Source organism: Mycoplasma anseris ATCC 49234, assembly GCF_000702805.1.
Classification (GTDB): Bacteria; Bacillota_I; Bacilli_A; order Mycoplasmatales; family Metamycoplasmataceae; genus Metamycoplasma; species Metamycoplasma anseris.
Genome location: NZ_JNJX01000005.1, coordinates 39477 through 56034, shown reverse-complemented (window position 1 = coordinate 56034; position 16558 = coordinate 39477). Strand labels below are relative to the sequence as shown.

Sequence of the window (16558 nt, the reverse complement as noted above, 5' to 3'; positions counted from 1 at the left end):
AAGATTCAGTTAATGCAGAAAGCACTGAAATAAATAATTTAAAAACAGCAATCAATAATAATCAATTTAATTTCAAAGAAGTTTATGATTTAATACATAAATATTTCGAAAAGAAAGACTCTTCGTCAGAAACAAGTGAATCTGAAAATAAAGAAAAAGAAACAGTTGTAAATAATGAAGAGGAAAAGAATAAAAAAATTACAATTATTAATGAATTTAAAACTAAATTTGAAGATTATGTAAATAACATCAAGAAAATCATTTATTTAAAAGAATTAGATAGTGAAATAAGTGATTATATAAATGAATTATTAAATATTGAATTAGATTTATTAAGTGTCGAACAATTAGATTTAAAAATCACTGAACTGCAAAACAAACAATTATATTTCCATACAATTGAAACAGAATTATTTAAACAAGCATTTGAAAAATTAAAATTAAGAGTTGATGAATATAAAGAAAAAGAACTAAAGGAATATCCATTTTATATTAATCGCTTAGAACGTTTAACAACAAATTGTAACAATATTATAAACAATGAGAATGATTCGCCTATACAAAAAAATGAGGCATTAACATTGCTATTAAATGAGTTTAATGACATAATTCAAAAAGTTAAAAATCCTCAATATAGTTCTTCACAAAATAAAGATTTGACAACAATTATTTTGAGTGTAGCAATACCAATCATTCTATTATTAATAGGAATTTCAGTTGGATTAGTTGTCTTTAAAAAGAAAAATAAAAAATAATGGCGATCACAACAGGAGTTGAACCTGCGACCCTAAGCTTAGGAGGCTTATGCTCTTCCACTGAGCTATGTGACCACTATTAAAACATAATTATTATAACCTAAAACAAGCTCCCAAGATAACTTGAGGGCTTGTTTTTCTTATATTCGGTTTCCAATTTCTTTAGCAGCAATAGTTCCATCAGAAGTAGCTGTTGTAATTTGTCTGACTGATTTTTGAATAACATCTCCAGCAGCAAAGATATTAGGGATTTTTGTTTCCATGTTTTGATCAACAATAATAAAACCATATTGATCTAAAATCCCAAGCTCTTTTAAAAATGCAGTATTTGGTTTGAAACCAATGTATGGAAAAAGACCATTCATTTGCATTTTGCCTTTGGTTTGATCAATAACATATTCAATTTCTTCCAAAGTTTCATTTCCAATTAATTTTAAAACTCTAGCGTTTTCATGAATAAAAATATTGTCATGTTTTTTTGCATCTTCAACTAGTTTTTTTTCAGCAATAATTCCATCTCTTACAAAAATATGGACTTCTTTTGCCATTGAAGCTAAATAAGAACATTCTTCAAAAGCTGAATTTCCACCACCAATGATGCCACAAATTTTATTTTTATATAATGCACCATCACAAACAGCACAATATGAAACTCCCTTTTGATTAAATTGATTAATTCCTTCAATTTCATGAGGAATTAAATTTTGCATACCAGTTGCAATAATAATTGTCTTAGTTTGAAATTTGTTTCCGTTTTCTAAAACAATTTCTTTTATGTTTTCGTTGGCATTATTAATAGCAACTACTTTGCCATAAATAAATTCAGCGCCATTTAATTTGGCTTGATTTAGCATTTTAATAGAAATTTCAGGACCTGAAATAAAATCATAACCTGGGTAATTTTCAATTTTACTTTGTTCTGCCATTTTGCCACCAGGCATATAAGATTCGATAAAAGCAACCTTTAAATTATTTCTTGATAGATATAAAGCGGCGGTAAGTCCAGCAGGACCAGCACCAATAATTAAAGTATCATACATAAATTATTTATTCAAAGCTAATTCAAGTTGCTTTTTATCAATATCAATTTTCTTAGTATTCTTATTAAATACAAAGGCTTGTTTCTTTTCATAAACTATGAAATAGAAATATTTATGAGTTCATTCTTTTTTATATAAATTAATCTTATAAACATTGTATTGTGATTTTAATAAAAATTCGCAAATAGTAATGAAAATAATTCCAGTAATAATATATAAAGCAGAAATAACTTTATATATTGTATAGTTGTCTTCTCTTAATGGCTCCATTCCAAATCTAATGATTCCATAATAAAGAATATAAATTCCAGCAGTAGTACCTGGTCTTAATCAATTAAAGAAGTTTAAAATTCAAACAATTATGATATAGCCGACAAAGTTTGCAATTGATTCATATAAGAATAGTGGGAATCTGTAATGACCGCCAATAAACATATGTGACCTAATTAATTCAGGTAAGATTCTAAAGGCTAATGATTCTACTTCCATAACACCGCCATAAACTTCATGATTAGCAAAGTTTCCTCATCTACCAATGGTTTGACCAATTAAAACAGCTGGTAAAATAATAGTAAATGCTTTTCTTAAATCAATTTTCTTTTTGTTTTTTGAAAATAAAATGTAAAGCACACAACAAGTAGTTGCTGTAATAACACCACCATGGATTGATAAACCACCTTCTCAAATTGCATAAAAGCGTTTTACAGTTTCTCAATTGTGATCAATAGCCTGTTGAATAATAAAGAAGGCTCTAGCCCCAATAATAGCTGTTGGTAGGGCGATTAAAACTAAAATTGAGAATTGTTCAAATGAATATTTTTCTCGTCTTCAAAAATATAATACAGTTAAAATTGAAGAAAGCATTCCAAGCATAATGCAAAGTGAATAAACATAAAAAGGCCCAACTTTTAACTGCACACCAGCAAAATCTTCTATATGTGTTGACATAATTTCTCCTTTTGAATAAATAAATTTAATTATAACATTATTAAGTAATAATGTTTTATTTAAGGATTTTTCTTAAATATTCTGCTGTATATGAAATTTCAGATTCAGCTACTTGTTCTGGAGTTCCTGAAGCAATAATTCTTCCTCCTCCGTTTCCACCATCAGGGCCTAAATCAATAATATAATCAGCATTCTTAATGATGTCTAAATTATGTTCAATTACAATTACTGTATCTCCATTATCAACAATTCTATTTAATACATTCAATAAATTTTGAACATCAAAAGAATGTAGTCCGGTTGTGGGTTCATCTAATAAATAAAGGGTCTTACCAGTTGGTTTTTTTTGTAAATATGTTGCTAATTTAATTCTTTGAGCTTCACCACCACTTAAAGTGGTTGCAGATTGACCTAATTTAATATAGCCTAAACCAACATCCATTAAAGTTGCTAATTTATCAGCAATTTTTGCTTTGTTAATAAAAAAGGTATGAGCTTGTTCTACTGTCATTTCTAAGACATCATTAATATTTTTGCCATGATATTTAACTTCTAAAGTTTCAGCATTATATCTTTTACCATCGCAATGGTCGCATTGCACATAAACATCTGGTAAAAAATGCATTTCAATTTTAATTACTCCATCACCTTCACACTTGTCACATCTACCACCTGATACATTGAAAGAGAATCTAGATTTTTGATAACCCCTTATTCGGCTTTCTTCAATGTTTGAAAAAACTTCTCTAATATCATCAAAAACACTTGTATAAGTAGCTGGATTCGAACGTGGCGTTCTTCCAATTGGACTTTGAGTTATTTGAATAATTTTATCAATATTCAATTGTCCAACTAAGTTTTTATCCCTTCTTATGTCATACAATGGGTTGTTTAAATAATTAGAAACTCTATTCATAAGTTCTTCATTGATTAAACTACTTTTTCCTGAACCACTGACTCCAGTAATGGCAATTAATTTTCCTAATGGGAATTTAACTGAAACGTTTTGTAAATTATTTGTTTTGGCATTTTTAAGTTCCAAAACTTTTCCATTGCCACTTCTTCTTTTTTTGGGGATATTAATAATTAATTCACCTGAAAGATATTTACCAGTGATTGATGACGGATTATTTTTAATTTCTTCAATTGTTCCTGATTCAACAATATTGCCACCATGTTCTCCAGCCATTGGACCAATATCAACAATAAAATCAGCTTGGCGAATTGTTTCTTCATCATGTTCTACAACTATTAAACTATTTCCAATATCAACCATGTGTCTTAAAGAATTAAGAAGTTTTTGATTATCTTTTTGATGCAATCCAATTGAAGGCTCGTCTAAAACATATAAAACCCCAGTTAAATTTGCGCCAATTTGAGTTGCTAATCTTATTCTTTGGGCTTCGCCTCCACTTAAAGTTTCAGCTTTTCGATTTAATGTCAAATATTGCAAACCAACATCAATTAAAAATGTTAAACGATGTTTCAATTCATTAATAATTAATTCGCTAATTTCTTGTTCAATTGAAGACAATTCTAATTTATTAATAATTTCATTTAATTCCTCAATTGATTTATTTGAAATTTCATAAATGTTTAAGCCAGCAATTTTAACTGCTAAAGCAAAATTATTTAGTCGTTGCCCTTTACATACTTTGCAATCAATATCAGATAAATATTTTTTGTAATAGCTTCTAGCCTCTTCTGAAGAAGTTTCTAAATACCTTCTTTCCAATTTATCAACAATTCCTTCAATAGTTCTTGTAACTACTCTTTTAGTGGTCGAACTTTGTAAACTAAAAGTAATTTGTTCATCTGAACCATATTTAATAATCTCGATCTCTCGTCTGCTTAATTCTTCAATTGGTTTATTCATATCAATATCATAATGTCTTAATAAAACTTGAAATTCTTGTCATTCTAAATTAGTGGTATTTATTAAATTTTTAAAATATTTGATTGCCCCTTCATTAATAGAAAGTGTTTTATCAGGACATATTAAATCAAAATCAGCTTGTTGGATTAAACCAATTCCTTTACATTCATTACACATTCCGTATGGGGAGTTAAATGAAAATAATTTCGGTTCAATTTTAGGCATGTCAAAATCTCCATATTCACAACTATGGAAAATTGAAAAAGTTTGTTTTTCAATTTTTGAATCAATTACTTCTAACGAAACCAAACCATTTGATAATTCCAAAGCTATTTCAACAGCCTGACTTACTCTTGATTTGTTTTCATTATTAAGAACAATTCGATCAATTACAACTTCAATAGTTCATTTTTTATTCTTATCTAAGACAATTTCATTTTCTAATAAAAAGATTGTGCCATTGATTTTTACCCTCAAAAAGCCATCTCTTTTTAATTTATTTAATAAAAATTGATGTGAACCTTTTTCATTTAAAACCATTGGGGAAAGAATATAAATCTTTGTTCCTTCTTCATATTTAAAAATATTATTAATAATGTCTTTTGACCTTTGGGCAGTAATTTCATGTTTATGATTAGGACAAAAAGGTTTACCAACTCTTGCATATAACAATCTTAAATAATCATAAATTTCAGTCACTGTTCCTACAATACTTCTTGGATTATTATGAACAGTTTTTTGTTCAATAGAAATGGCCGGAGAAAGCCCTTCTATACTTTCTACATTAGGTTTTTTTGTTCCTCCTAAAAATTGTCTAGCATAACTTGAAAGACTATCGACATACCTTCTTCTTCCTTCTTCATAAATAGTATTAAAAGCTAATGAAGATTTACCAGAACCACTAACTCCAGTAAAGACAACAAATTGGTTTCTAGGAATGGTTACATCAATATTTTTTAAATTGTTTTCCTTAGCACCTTTAACAATTATTTTATTATTCATATTACTCCTTGTCTTTATTAAATTTTTCTTTATACAGCGATTCTAAAAAGCTAACACGTTGTTTAAATTCCTTTTGAATTCTTTTAAAAATACTGGATTTTAATTTGCAATGACTATGTTGTTTAAATTTAAATTTTTTTAATTTATTAATTCAGATTACATGTCTAGGACGTAAATAATATTTCATTTGGTCATCTAAAGTTTTAAAAAGCTTAGCTTTGTTTTTTCCGTAATTATTAATATATGTTTCAATCATATTATCATCATAGATATTAATATCAAAAAATAAACTATTCCCATTATCGAAAATAGGAGCATTTTTAATAACATTAAATTCTTCATCAATCAAAATGCCTAGATTCCCTAGATGACGATCAGTATTACAAATAAGAGCATCAAATAGCATCAAATCCTCAAAGAAATTTTTTCCAATAATTTTTTCTAATTTATTTAAAAGTTTTTGGTTAACTTTTTCTGTTTCTTTTACAAAAACACTTAAAGGCAGATATGAAGCATCTTTATTAGCAAAATTCCTACAAATCGATAAAGTGTTTTTTTGAAATTTTATTAAATCATATTCGACTGAATCTAATCCTAAATGTTTAGCCAATTGAGAAGAAAAAAATTCACTATATGATTCTAGCATTGATTTTGAATTGATTGAATTTGAATTTTGTTTAACTAAAAATTGTTGGTTTTCTTTAATAAATCAACATTTTTTTAAATTACCATTAGTAAAAAAAGCTGGATTTTCTTGTTTTTTAAAAGGTTCTTTTTCAATAAAATCAATTTGTTCGTTCTTAAATGTATCAAATAAATTAACATCTATAAATTTTTTATTTGAATCATTTGTAATTCAAAAATTATCCGACAAATTTAAAAAATTAGAGAACTTATAAAAATCTCATTTTGCTGAAAATGAGTATCTTTTTTCTGGGAATTTACGATCGATTAAAATGTATTTAATTAAATTTGAAGGTGAAATTTGAAATTTATTAACAAATTCTTCAAGTTTAGGATTTAAAATCTTTCAATCATAAAATTCTTGGCTATCCTCTTTAATAAAAAAAGAGAAGCAATCTTTATCTCTAATTTTTATTTTAAACATATTAATTAATATCTAAATCCTTTAAATCTGATTTGTCTTCTTTTTTATCTTCAACCACTTTTTTAGGTGTTTTAAGTTTCTTGGCTCTATCCTTATTCTTAGCATCCATTAATGTTTTTAATTTGGAAATTATTAAATCTTCATAAAACTTAGTTGCCTCAGGATCGGCGCTTTGTCAACCTAAATTGATTTCTTTAAATTGATTATAAGAATTTAAGAAATATTCTACAATATTATCATCTTCAACACCCATCATTTTAGCTGATTCATATAGTTCTTCAACCATATCTTCTAATGAAGGCATACCAGGAGCAAATTCAGGTAATTCTTCTTCATAATCAAAAGGTTTTCTTATTGAATGTTTTTCATTGAATTCAGCTTGATATTCATCTAATAATTTTAAACCAACGAAGAAAACCATATCACCCATTTCAATATCTTTACTTTCAGCACCAATTTCAATTGAAATATCTTCATTATTTTCTGGGAATATTGAATTATTTTTGGCTTTTAATTGTTCAATTTTATTAATTATTTCCATTGCTTTAATTTTATTTGCTACTGGTTTTATTTGAAGTTTTTTGTCAATCACTTTATTTAAATTTAAATTAGTTTTTTTCTTGCTATTAACAAAAGGTTCTTCAATTTTTTTTATATCTTCACTCTTTAAATCAAACACAAAATCTCCATTGCATTTAATCGAAAAGTCTGAAAATGCAAATTTTTCTTCCTTAGTTTCTTTCAATTTAACATTGAATCCTAATAAAACACCATTTTTTAAAACAATATTGAATTTTAGAATTGGTTTGCTAGCACTTAAAGCATTATCATTATCTAAAGCTTTTATATTATTTCATACACTGTATAAGCTAGTATCGGCTGATCTAAAATTTGAAATCAATGATTTAAAATATGGAACATCCATTTTGATTGATTCGGGTAAAAAATATAGTTTAAAAACTTCATCAATACTTGATTGATATTCAAATGTGAATCAAGATAAAATTTCATTATTCATCAATTCAAAAGAATTTAAAATAATTAAATTTAATTCCTCCAAAGTCATTGAACTATTTATTGTTAATTCATAATTATCAATTTCTAAAAAGTTCTTGGTTTTTATATACAAGATTTTTTTTGAATATGTTCCGTCTTGAAATGGCGAAATGTGCTTTAAACCTTCTAAAGTAATTTTATAATTTGGTAATTTTTTAAACATGTTTTCTCCTATTTTTTAAAGTCATGTAATAAATATTTCTTAACAATATGTTTTAAACGATATAAATAATCAATAATTGCTTCGCCTACCCCATTTTGCTCCACAGAACTAGTGTAAAAATGGGCTACATTATGAACATTTTGATTTGAATTTGCCAAAGCATATCCGAAATTTGTTAATTTTATCATTGGAACATCATTGTTTCCGTCTCCAATTGCCATTACATCTTCTAATTTAGTCTCTTCATTTGCGTAGATATTACTCATCATTCATTGAATTGCACTTCCTTTATCGATTAATTCTGCTTCAATTTCAATTAAGGCTGCTGTTTGAATTATTTTTAATTCCTTTAAGTCTTTGATTATTGAATATATTTGATTTAATTCTTTTTGATCGGCATCATTGTGTGGGTATAATTCAATCTTAACTGGTTCAATAAATTCAAAATCATATTTTTTAGGAAATTCTTTTTTAACTTTTAGATCTTCAAAATGATATTGAAAAATTATGTCATTGATGGGTCAATCAAATAAGTAATAATAATTTTCGTTGTCTCAAAAAATCATTTGAATTTCATGTTGTTTACAAATATCAAGAATATTATTAAAAATTCTATTTGAAATATGCTTTGAATAAATTATTTTCTTTATCTTCGTATCGAATATTTGTGAACCAGAAGAACCAATAATATATCTTGCATTTAATCTTTCTGATAACCAAAACATTCTTTGAAAACAAGGATTACCAGTGCAGATATTAAAGTCCCCACCATTTTCAATTAAAAATTTAATATCTTCAATTGTCTCCTGTTGAGGAATAAAATTATTATAAATTGTGCCATCAACATCTGAAAAAACAATTGGTTTTTTGTTATTTATTACGTCTTCAGCCATGATATTTCTTTGCTCCTTTATTTTTAATTAAGCCTTTCTTTTTCCTAATAATTTGAATAATAACAAAAATTGCTACTCCAACTGCTACAATGGTTGGAACTGAAATTCTTACAATATTTCAGACCTTTTCATCATGTTCTTTTTTAGCTCTTTTTTCTTTATCTCCACTAAATCCAGAAACTTTAAATTGTGCCCTTTCATAATAGAAATAATTTTTATAAAGTTTTCCTTTAAATGTGTAGTCCTTTTTATTGCCTTTAGGCGCTAATCATGCTGAAAATGAAATATCTAATTCATTTATAATAGCGGCACTAAAATAAATTTCATATTTTTTTTCAAATTCAGCTTTTCCACCAACTGATTTATAAAAATCCGAATTTGATTTTAAATTTAATTTTGTATTCGGGATGTTTGTATCATTAATAAAATGATCATAAAAACTCTTTATATCTCATTCAGCTGGATTTTGTTCTTCAAAATTCAAGTCATTAAATGTAATTTTATGAAGAGCTTTAACAACATCTTGATAGTTTGGATCTTCATCATTAGTTGGTAATTTATGATCAGCTGGTTTTTCACATGAAACAGCCACCATTGGTGCTAGAGGAATTATTGGTGCCCCTAATAGTAATAGTTTGGATTTTTTCATATTCTAATTTTACTAAAATTAGAAAATTATTAATACCATTTTATTCCTATTTTAGTCTTAAATTTATAATATAAAAGTCAAATTAATGATTTTAAAATATAATTTATTAAATAGAAAAGGGGAGGATATTATGAATCAAACAATATTAATTTCAATTCTAGTAATATGCATATTAGCCTTGTTATTATCCATTTTTCTTATTACTATTTATTTAATAAACTCTAAAAAGAGTAAGGAAAATAAGAAAAATGAAGTGGAAATAATGGATTCATTTATTGAATTAAAACAAAAAATTGAGAACTTAAATAGCACTTTTTTAGTATTGACAAATACTGTTCAAACATCATTGGAAAATCATTTCAATATTTGTGAAAACAGACAAAGCAATTTACAAGAAAAAATAACAAATAATGATGAAAATAAATTAAAAGAATTAAAGAAATACAATGAAGATTCAATTAGCTTGATGGAAAAGAAAACTCAAATTTTACAAAATTTAATTGAAGATAAAAGTACTAAGCAATTAAAAGAAAACAATGATAATTTCTTTAGTTTTAATGAAAAAATGTCCAAGAAATTTGATGAATTGCAAAAACAAACCAATGAAAAAATTAATTCAATGTTAAATAATTTCATTGAAAACGCAAATGATCAAATTCAAAAAATCAATAATGAAATCAATGAACATTTTAAATCAAAATTACAAAAAGATTTAGATCAGCATTTTAAAATGGTTTCAGAATCAATGGATTCCTTAAAGAATAATATTACTAAATTTGAATCTTGACAAAGCAATGTTTCCGATTTAAATAAGGCTTTTAATAATTCTAAAACAAGAGGAAATTTTGGTGAATTGAATCTAGAAAATCTTTTAAGAAATAATTTTTCTTCACAAGATATATGAGACAAACAAGTTAATTTATCAAAAAGCAATGAAGCCGTTGACTTTGTTATTAAAATGAAAAATAATAACAATAAATTGACGTATTTACCAATTGATTCTAAATTTCCTTTAGAAAACTATTTAAAAATTGTTGATGCCAAAAATATTGAAGATAAAGAAAAGGCTAAGAAAGCTTTCTTTGATGACATTAAGTCTATGGCTAAGTCAATTAGTGAAAAATATATTATTGAAGGAATGACAACAGATTATGCAATCTTATATTTGCCAACTGAAGCCATTTATGCTGAAGCAGTTAGTCAGATGGAAGAAATTAGTAAAATTTGATATAACTACCATGTTATTGTAACTGGTCCTTCAACCATTATGCCATCAATAAGAAACTTCTTGATTTATACTCAAAGCCAAAATATTATGAATAACATTAAATCAGTTCAAGAATTAATGGGATATATTAATAAAAATTATGAATCAATCATCTCACATATGGAAAAAGTTCAAAAAAGTAATTTAAATGTTAACAAAGAAATTCAAACTGCCATGCGTATAGCAACAACAGTTAATAATAAAATAAAATTAGCAAATAAAAAAGCCATCTTTGATCTTAATAATGAAGAAAATCAAGAGGATGACAATTTATATTTGGAAGTCGATGATGATTCAATAGAAAATTAAAATGACTATTATGTCATTTTTTTAATTAAAAAAGAAATAAAAAAAATGGGGCGTTCGAAGGGAGTCGAACCCTCGAAATGTCGGAGCCACAACCCGATGCGTTAGCCGTTTCGCCACGAACGCCATTTAATTTGCTAATTAATTATAACAAAGTTTTTATTATATTTTACTTTTTAGCATATTTATTTACTTTACCAATTTTAGGTTTAAGAATTGAAAAAACCAATGAAAATTCACCTTTAATATTATTATCATTATTCAATGATTCTAGAATTTCTTGAGGAGTTCCTTCATATGACATTTCATGTATTTTAGTCATTTCTTTAATTAAAAATAATTTAACATTATTATCAAAAATTATCTTAAAATCTTCAATCGTACTTATTAATTTATGAGGTGAAACATAGCAAACATATGTTCCATATATCAATTCTTTTAATTGATTTTGTCTTGCTCCACTTTTATCTTTTAAAAAACCTAAAAAAGTAAATGTATTAGCAAAATTTGCCTTAATTAAAGCATGAATTAAGGCAGTTGGCCCGCCAATTACATCAACAAAAATCCCATTTTGTTTAGCTAAATAAATAATTTCAAAACCAGGATCAGAGATACATGGCATTCCAGCATCACTTATTAGGGCAACTTTTTTATTTTTTTGCTTAATTAAAGTAATAATTTTAGGACTTATTGCTTTTTCATTAAAATTATGATAACTAATTATTTTTTTATCAGTAATATCATAATGCTTTAACAATTTTTGGCTAACTCTTGTATCTTCACATAAAATAATATCAGCTTCTTTTAGAGTGTTTAATGCTCTTAAAGTGATGTCATCCAAATTCCCAATTGGAGTCCCAACAATACTTAATTTATATTCCATATAATTCTCCTAATTTAACAATAAATGAAGCAATTTGTACAATAAAGTTTGCATTATTGTTAATCATTCTTTTGGTTTCTTCACACAATAAAATAAATTCATTTAAATAATTAATTTCTAAATATTGAGCAATATCTTTTTTTGACTTCAAAATAATGGGATTAGAAATCCTTTTTTTTGTTTTTAAAATATCTAAAAAGAAATTTTGGATAAAAATTAGCCAATAATTCATATTTGAACTATTTAAATTGGTTTTTAAAAAACTTAACAAATCAAATGGGTTTTTAGGAGCTAATTTTAATTTTAAGTATAGTTCATTAAGTGTTTCAAGTGATAAAAGTGCTTTTATTTTGCTATATTCTTCTTTAGTTTGCAAAAACAAATTAAAGAAATTTGAATATTCTTCAATAAATAAATCATCCGGAATTTCTTTATGGATAATAATTTCAAAAGCTCTGGATTTAATTGTTTTTAAAACATTGTTTGAATTATTGGTTGTCATTAAGACAATTAAATTTCTTGGAGGATTTTCAAGAAATTTTAATAAAGCATTCAAGGTATGTGAATTCCCATTCTCAATATTTTCAATAACTCAAATTTTTTTCTTATGAACATTTAAATTGCTTTCAGTAATTTTATTTATCACATTTATAATATCTGATTTTAAAATATTTTTATTTCTACCTGAAGTTAAGTAATATCCATCACACTTAAAAAATTCATTATAAAGAAGTTGATTTTCTTTGTTGACTAGATTTAAGAAATAAACTAAATATTTCGAAAAATCAACACTAGGTTGTGCTGATAATAAATAAACTTGACTTCATTTATCTGTGTTTTCTGCATTGTTTATAATGGTATAAAAATGATTATTTTTCAATTATAAAACACCTTTTTTTTGAAATACTTGTAAAACTTGATTAAATAATTCTTTTATATCACAAGATGCATCAATCACTTCAAATGAATTTTGGTCAACTTCAATTGCCTCTTTATAAGCTTGTCTTAATTTTTTATAATATGTAATATCAATTTTTTCTAAACGGTCTCTGGAATCTCTTAAATTAGTTAATCTTTGAATTACAATTTCTGGTTCTAAGTCTAAAAAAATTACAAAGTCAGGTTTGGTATTATTGGTAGCAATTTCATTTATTTTCTTAACATTTTTTAAACCTACTCCTCCTAATACTCCTTGATAAACAAAAGAAGAATGTCAATAACGATCGCTAATAATGTTTTTACCCTCTTTTAGAGCCGGTCAAATTGCTTTTTCTAAATTCAATCTTCTTGAAGCAGCAAACAATAATGCATCTACCATTGGTGAAAACTCATTATCATTGTCTAGAATTAATTCTCTGATTTTTTCTGCTTCTTTTGAATAAGCACTTCCCGGTTCCCTAGTGAAAACAAATTTATCAAGAATATTTTGTTTTTCTAAATGAGCTTTTAACATTTTTAATATTGTTGTTTTCCCTGCTCCGTCCATTCCTTCAATTGTTATGAATTTACCTGATTTTGTTTTCATAAAATTTCCTTTACATTTTTAATTTGTTGATTAATGATTGTTTTAAAGTAATTGAATCAACATATTCAACACTTGCTCCAAGAGGAATACCCATTGATAATTGATAAACATTTGCTTTTGGGTATTTGGATTTTATATATTTTTGCAAATATTGCATACAAAATTGGGCTTCCAAAGTTGCAGATAATCCTAAAATGATTTCATCATATTTATCAATTATTTTCAATAGTTTGTCAATGTTGTTAAGAATATTTTGGTCATTATTTTTTAATTTATATAGTCCTTCTAAAACAAAATAATAACCATTAAAAATTTTTAGATCTTCAAATTTTTCAATATCACGATATTGTTCAACAACTAATAATTTTTTATCACGATTCTTATCATTGCAAATAATGCAATCTTTAACATATGCTAATAAATTATTACAATATTCACATTTATTGATGTTCTCTTTGAAATCTTGAATAGCATTGATTAATGAATCAATTTCTTGTTTATTAGAATTAATTAAATAATCGATTATTTTTTGAATTTGTTTTTTTGAAAAACCCGGAATTTTCTTCAATATTAATTCTAATTCAAAAATTTTTTGATTTTCCATTAAAAAGGTAATCCTGAAGCACTATATTGATCTTCTAATTCTGAATAAGCTTCATCAACTTTTTCTAATGCTTCATTTACTGCTAGCATTACTAAATCTTGGACTAATTCCGGATCATCTGGGTCAATTAATGCTTCATTAATTTTTATAGATTTAATTTTTCTTAAACCTGAAATTACAACTGAAATTCCTTGTTTCTCAACTAAAAATTCTTTAATTTGAATTTCTTTTTCTTTTGCATCCATTTCGGCTTGCAATCTCTTTGCTTTTTTAAGCATTTCATTCATGTTCATTGCCATATTTTCTCCTTATTTTTCTTCTTTTATTGAAAACTTGTCGCCAAATAATGATTCACCTAATTTTTCTAATTCCTTGGCTTTGGTATCATATTTGGATTTAAGTTCTTCAAATGGTTTGATTTGTCTATTTTTTAGTTCATTTCTATTTTCAATTCAATATTGTTTTGCTTCTTCAAGCTGTTTGGAAGTAACAGCAATTAAATGAACAAATCTTCCAAATAAATGAACTGCTGAAGTAACAATATGTTTTTGATAAGCGCTTTCATTTAATTTATATACTTCTTCGTCAATACTGCTTGTAAATAAAACAAAATCGTTTGCTGATGCTTTATATGTCATGTTTTTTAATAAGTCTTTAATTAAATTATCTTTTTCTTTCAATAATTTTTGATCCCTCATTGAGAAATTAATTTTATCTTGAGAATGAATATCTAATTTATTTGGATCATTTTTAATTTGAACCTTCTCTAGTTGGTGTAAAACCATACAATCAATAATTCTTTCAAAATCCACTAATTTAGGACTTTTTATTTCTAATAAGTTCTCTGGTTCTTCAGACTTAAATGAATTATTAATTATTAAATCATTGTTAATTCCTTGGTCTTCTAATGAATCTAAATCATCAATATTAGCAGAAGAGATAATTGAATCTTCAATCTCACTTTGATCAATTTCTTTAGTTGTTTCATCAATAATAATTTCAGAAGTTTTTTCAAGAATTTCATCAACATTAATTTCAGTTGTTTTAACTTTATATGAATTAGCAATGTCTGATAAATTAAAGAAGGAATTAACGTTGTTTGCATTCTTATTTTGATCACCGAATTCTTTTTCATTTAAAACAAAATCATTGGTTTGTTCAGGATTTAAATCAATCGTTTCTATATCATCATCAATTAATTCGAAATCCTTTGGTTTTTCTTGTTCCAAATTATTTGAATTGTGACCAATTATTTCATTAACATAATTTTCATCATGTGTTCTAATTGAAGCCATTTTAATTAATGTTAATTCCGCCATTTGTTGAGGTGTATCACTATATTTAATTTGTTTTAAACCCTCAACCAATTCATTAATAAACTCATATGTTTTATCTACTGAAATTTTTAAGTTTTGTAAATCATTGATACTATTAGTTTGAATTAAATCAATACTTTGGGTTTTAGAATAAATAACAAAATTCTTTAAAATTTCAATACATTGGTTAAATAATCTCTCAATATTAGCACCAGATTGAATCAAATTATTAAATAGCTCAATGGAATTTTTATAATCATGATTAGAAGCAAAATTTAATAAATCAATTACATTTTTTACATTAGTTAGACCATATAATTCTTCAATGTATTTACTTTTTATAATGTCACCAGCAGTATAAATTGATATTTGGTCGGCAATACTTAACGCGTCTCTTAAACTTCCATTTCCTAATTTGACAATCAATTCTAAAGCATCATTTTCAATTTGAATATGTTCTTTTTCAAAAATTAATTTTAAGTGATTTGCAACTTCCTTGTTTTCAATTTTCTTGAAGTTAAATCTTTGCACTCTACTTAGGATTGTTAAAGGGATTTTTTGAGGATCAGTTGTTGCTAATATAAAAATAGCATGTTTAGGAGGCTCTTCTAAGGTTTTTAAAAGAGCATTAAAAGCTCCTTTAGAAAGCATATGAACCTCATCAATAATATAAATCTTATATTTAGAATGAGTAGGAGAATGTTTAATTTTTTCTCTTAAATCACGAATGTCATCAACTCCAGTATTAGATGCTGCATCAATTTCAATTAAATCTAAATTACGATCAATATTTTTGATACATTCTTTGCAAGGAACAATTTTTGAATTTGAATGTTCACAATTAATAGTATTAGCAAAAATTTTGGCAATAGAAGTTTTCCCGGTGCCGTGTGGACCACAAAATAAATAAGCATGCGAAATTTTATTTGTATTAATAATATTAATAAGTGTTCTAACAATATGTTCTTGGCCAACAATTTCATCAAATTTTTGTGGGCGGTATTGGCGATAAAAAGCTAAATATTTTTGATCCATTTTAATTTTTCCTTCCTTATTAAAAAGATTATTTATATTTTACCAATTGAAACAAAAAAAACAACCATTTTATTATAATATTAAAGATTCAAAGAGGTAAATTATGAATTTAGGAAAAATTATAGAAAAACG

The 16558-nt window shown here is 25.6% G+C and carries 15 protein-coding genes and 2 tRNA genes; 2 read left to right on the top strand and 15 right to left on the bottom strand.

The features are described 5' to 3' along the window. On the top strand, window positions 1-755 hold a 755-nt coding region (locus T401_RS03490), incomplete at its 5' end, for a hypothetical protein (protein ID WP_033178757.1). Here the strand turns inward: T401_RS03490 and T401_RS0101680 are convergent. The 8 genes from T401_RS0101680 to T401_RS06725 form a co-directional block, all read right to left on the bottom strand. After that, window positions 756-830 (bottom strand) — tRNA-Arg (locus T401_RS0101680). It lies immediately after the preceding gene. A gap of 65 nt (window positions 831-895) precedes the next feature. After that, window positions 896-1795 (bottom strand): NAD(P)/FAD-dependent oxidoreductase, encoded by a 900-nt coding sequence (locus tag T401_RS0101675; protein WP_033178756.1) that lies wholly within the window; start codon window positions 1793-1795, stop codon window positions 896-898. Window positions 1796-1798: 3 nt separating this feature from the next. Continuing rightward, the gene (gene lgt / locus T401_RS0101670) at window positions 1799-2743 is read right to left on the bottom strand and encodes a prolipoprotein diacylglyceryl transferase (protein ID WP_033178755.1); all 945 of its coding nucleotides are present in this window, start codon (window positions 2741-2743) and stop codon (window positions 1799-1801) included. Between the two features lie 55 nt (window positions 2744-2798). Beyond that, window positions 2799-5621 (bottom strand): excinuclease ABC subunit UvrA, encoded by a 2823-nt coding sequence (gene uvrA, locus T401_RS06745; protein ID WP_033178754.1) that lies wholly within the window; start codon window positions 5619-5621, stop codon window positions 2799-2801. Window position 5622: 1 nt separating this feature from the next. Continuing rightward, on the bottom strand, window positions 5623-6729 hold the full coding sequence (locus tag T401_RS06740) for a HipA family kinase (protein WP_033178753.1): 1107 nt from the start codon (window positions 6727-6729) through the stop codon (window positions 5623-5625). Between the two features lies 1 nt (window position 6730). After that, the gene (locus T401_RS06735) at window positions 6731-7948 is read right to left on the bottom strand and encodes a hypothetical protein (RefSeq protein ID WP_033178752.1); all 1218 of its coding nucleotides are present in this window, start codon (window positions 7946-7948) and stop codon (window positions 6731-6733) included. Between the two features lie 8 nt (window positions 7949-7956). Further along, window positions 7957-8841: an HAD-IIB family hydrolase gene (locus T401_RS06730; RefSeq protein WP_033178751.1), complete on the bottom strand. Its 885-nt coding sequence runs from the start codon at window positions 8839-8841 to the stop codon at window positions 7957-7959. Next, window positions 8819-9490, bottom strand: a complete 672-nt coding sequence (locus tag T401_RS06725) for a hypothetical protein (protein WP_033178750.1) — start codon at window positions 9488-9490, stop codon at window positions 8819-8821. The genes T401_RS06730 and T401_RS06725 overlap by 23 nt, the downstream gene beginning before the upstream one ends. A 130-nt stretch (window positions 9491-9620) precedes the next feature. Here T401_RS06725 and rmuC point away from each other — a divergent pair, with 130 nt between their 5' ends. Next, entirely contained in the window at window positions 9621-11066 is a 1446-nt protein-coding gene (gene rmuC, locus T401_RS0101640) for a DNA recombination protein RmuC (RefSeq protein WP_033178749.1), read from the top strand. 46 nt (window positions 11067-11112) lie between these two features. Here rmuC and T401_RS0101635 read toward each other — a convergent pair. The 7 genes from T401_RS0101635 to dnaX all read right to left on the bottom strand — a co-directional run bounded on the left by T401_RS0101635 (window position 11113) and on the right by dnaX (window position 16426). Beyond that, window positions 11113-11189: transfer RNA gene (locus tag T401_RS0101635), tRNA-His, on the bottom strand. A 43-nt stretch (window positions 11190-11232) separates the two neighbouring features. Continuing rightward, entirely contained in the window at window positions 11233-11946 is a 714-nt protein-coding gene (gene rsmI, locus T401_RS0101630) for a 16S rRNA (cytidine(1402)-2'-O)-methyltransferase (protein WP_033178748.1), read from the bottom strand. After that, the gene (locus tag T401_RS06720) at window positions 11936-12826 is read right to left on the bottom strand and encodes a DNA polymerase III delta subunit-related protein (protein ID WP_033178747.1); all 891 of its coding nucleotides are present in this window, start codon (window positions 12824-12826) and stop codon (window positions 11936-11938) included. Before T401_RS06720 ends, rsmI begins: the two co-directional genes overlap by 11 nt. Further along, a complete protein-coding gene (gene tmk, locus T401_RS0101620) occupies window positions 12827-13471 on the bottom strand; it encodes a dTMP kinase (protein ID WP_033178746.1) in 645 nt (214 codons plus the stop codon). 10 nt (window positions 13472-13481) lie between these two features. After that, entirely contained in the window at window positions 13482-14075 is a 594-nt protein-coding gene (locus T401_RS0101615) for a toprim domain-containing protein (RefSeq protein ID WP_033178745.1), read from the bottom strand. After that, window positions 14075-14368, bottom strand: a complete 294-nt coding sequence (locus tag T401_RS0101610; protein WP_033178762.1) for a YbaB/EbfC family nucleoid-associated protein — start codon at window positions 14366-14368, stop codon at window positions 14075-14077. Before T401_RS0101610 ends, T401_RS0101615 begins: the two co-directional genes overlap by 1 nt. Before the next feature lie 15 nt (window positions 14369-14383). Next, window positions 14384-16426 carry a DNA polymerase III subunit gamma/tau gene (gene dnaX / locus T401_RS0101605; protein WP_052169650.1) on the bottom strand — a complete coding sequence of 681 codons (2043 nt, stop codon included), beginning with the start codon at window positions 16424-16426 and terminating at the stop codon, window positions 14384-14386. Window positions 16427-16558 lie beyond the last annotated feature (132 nt).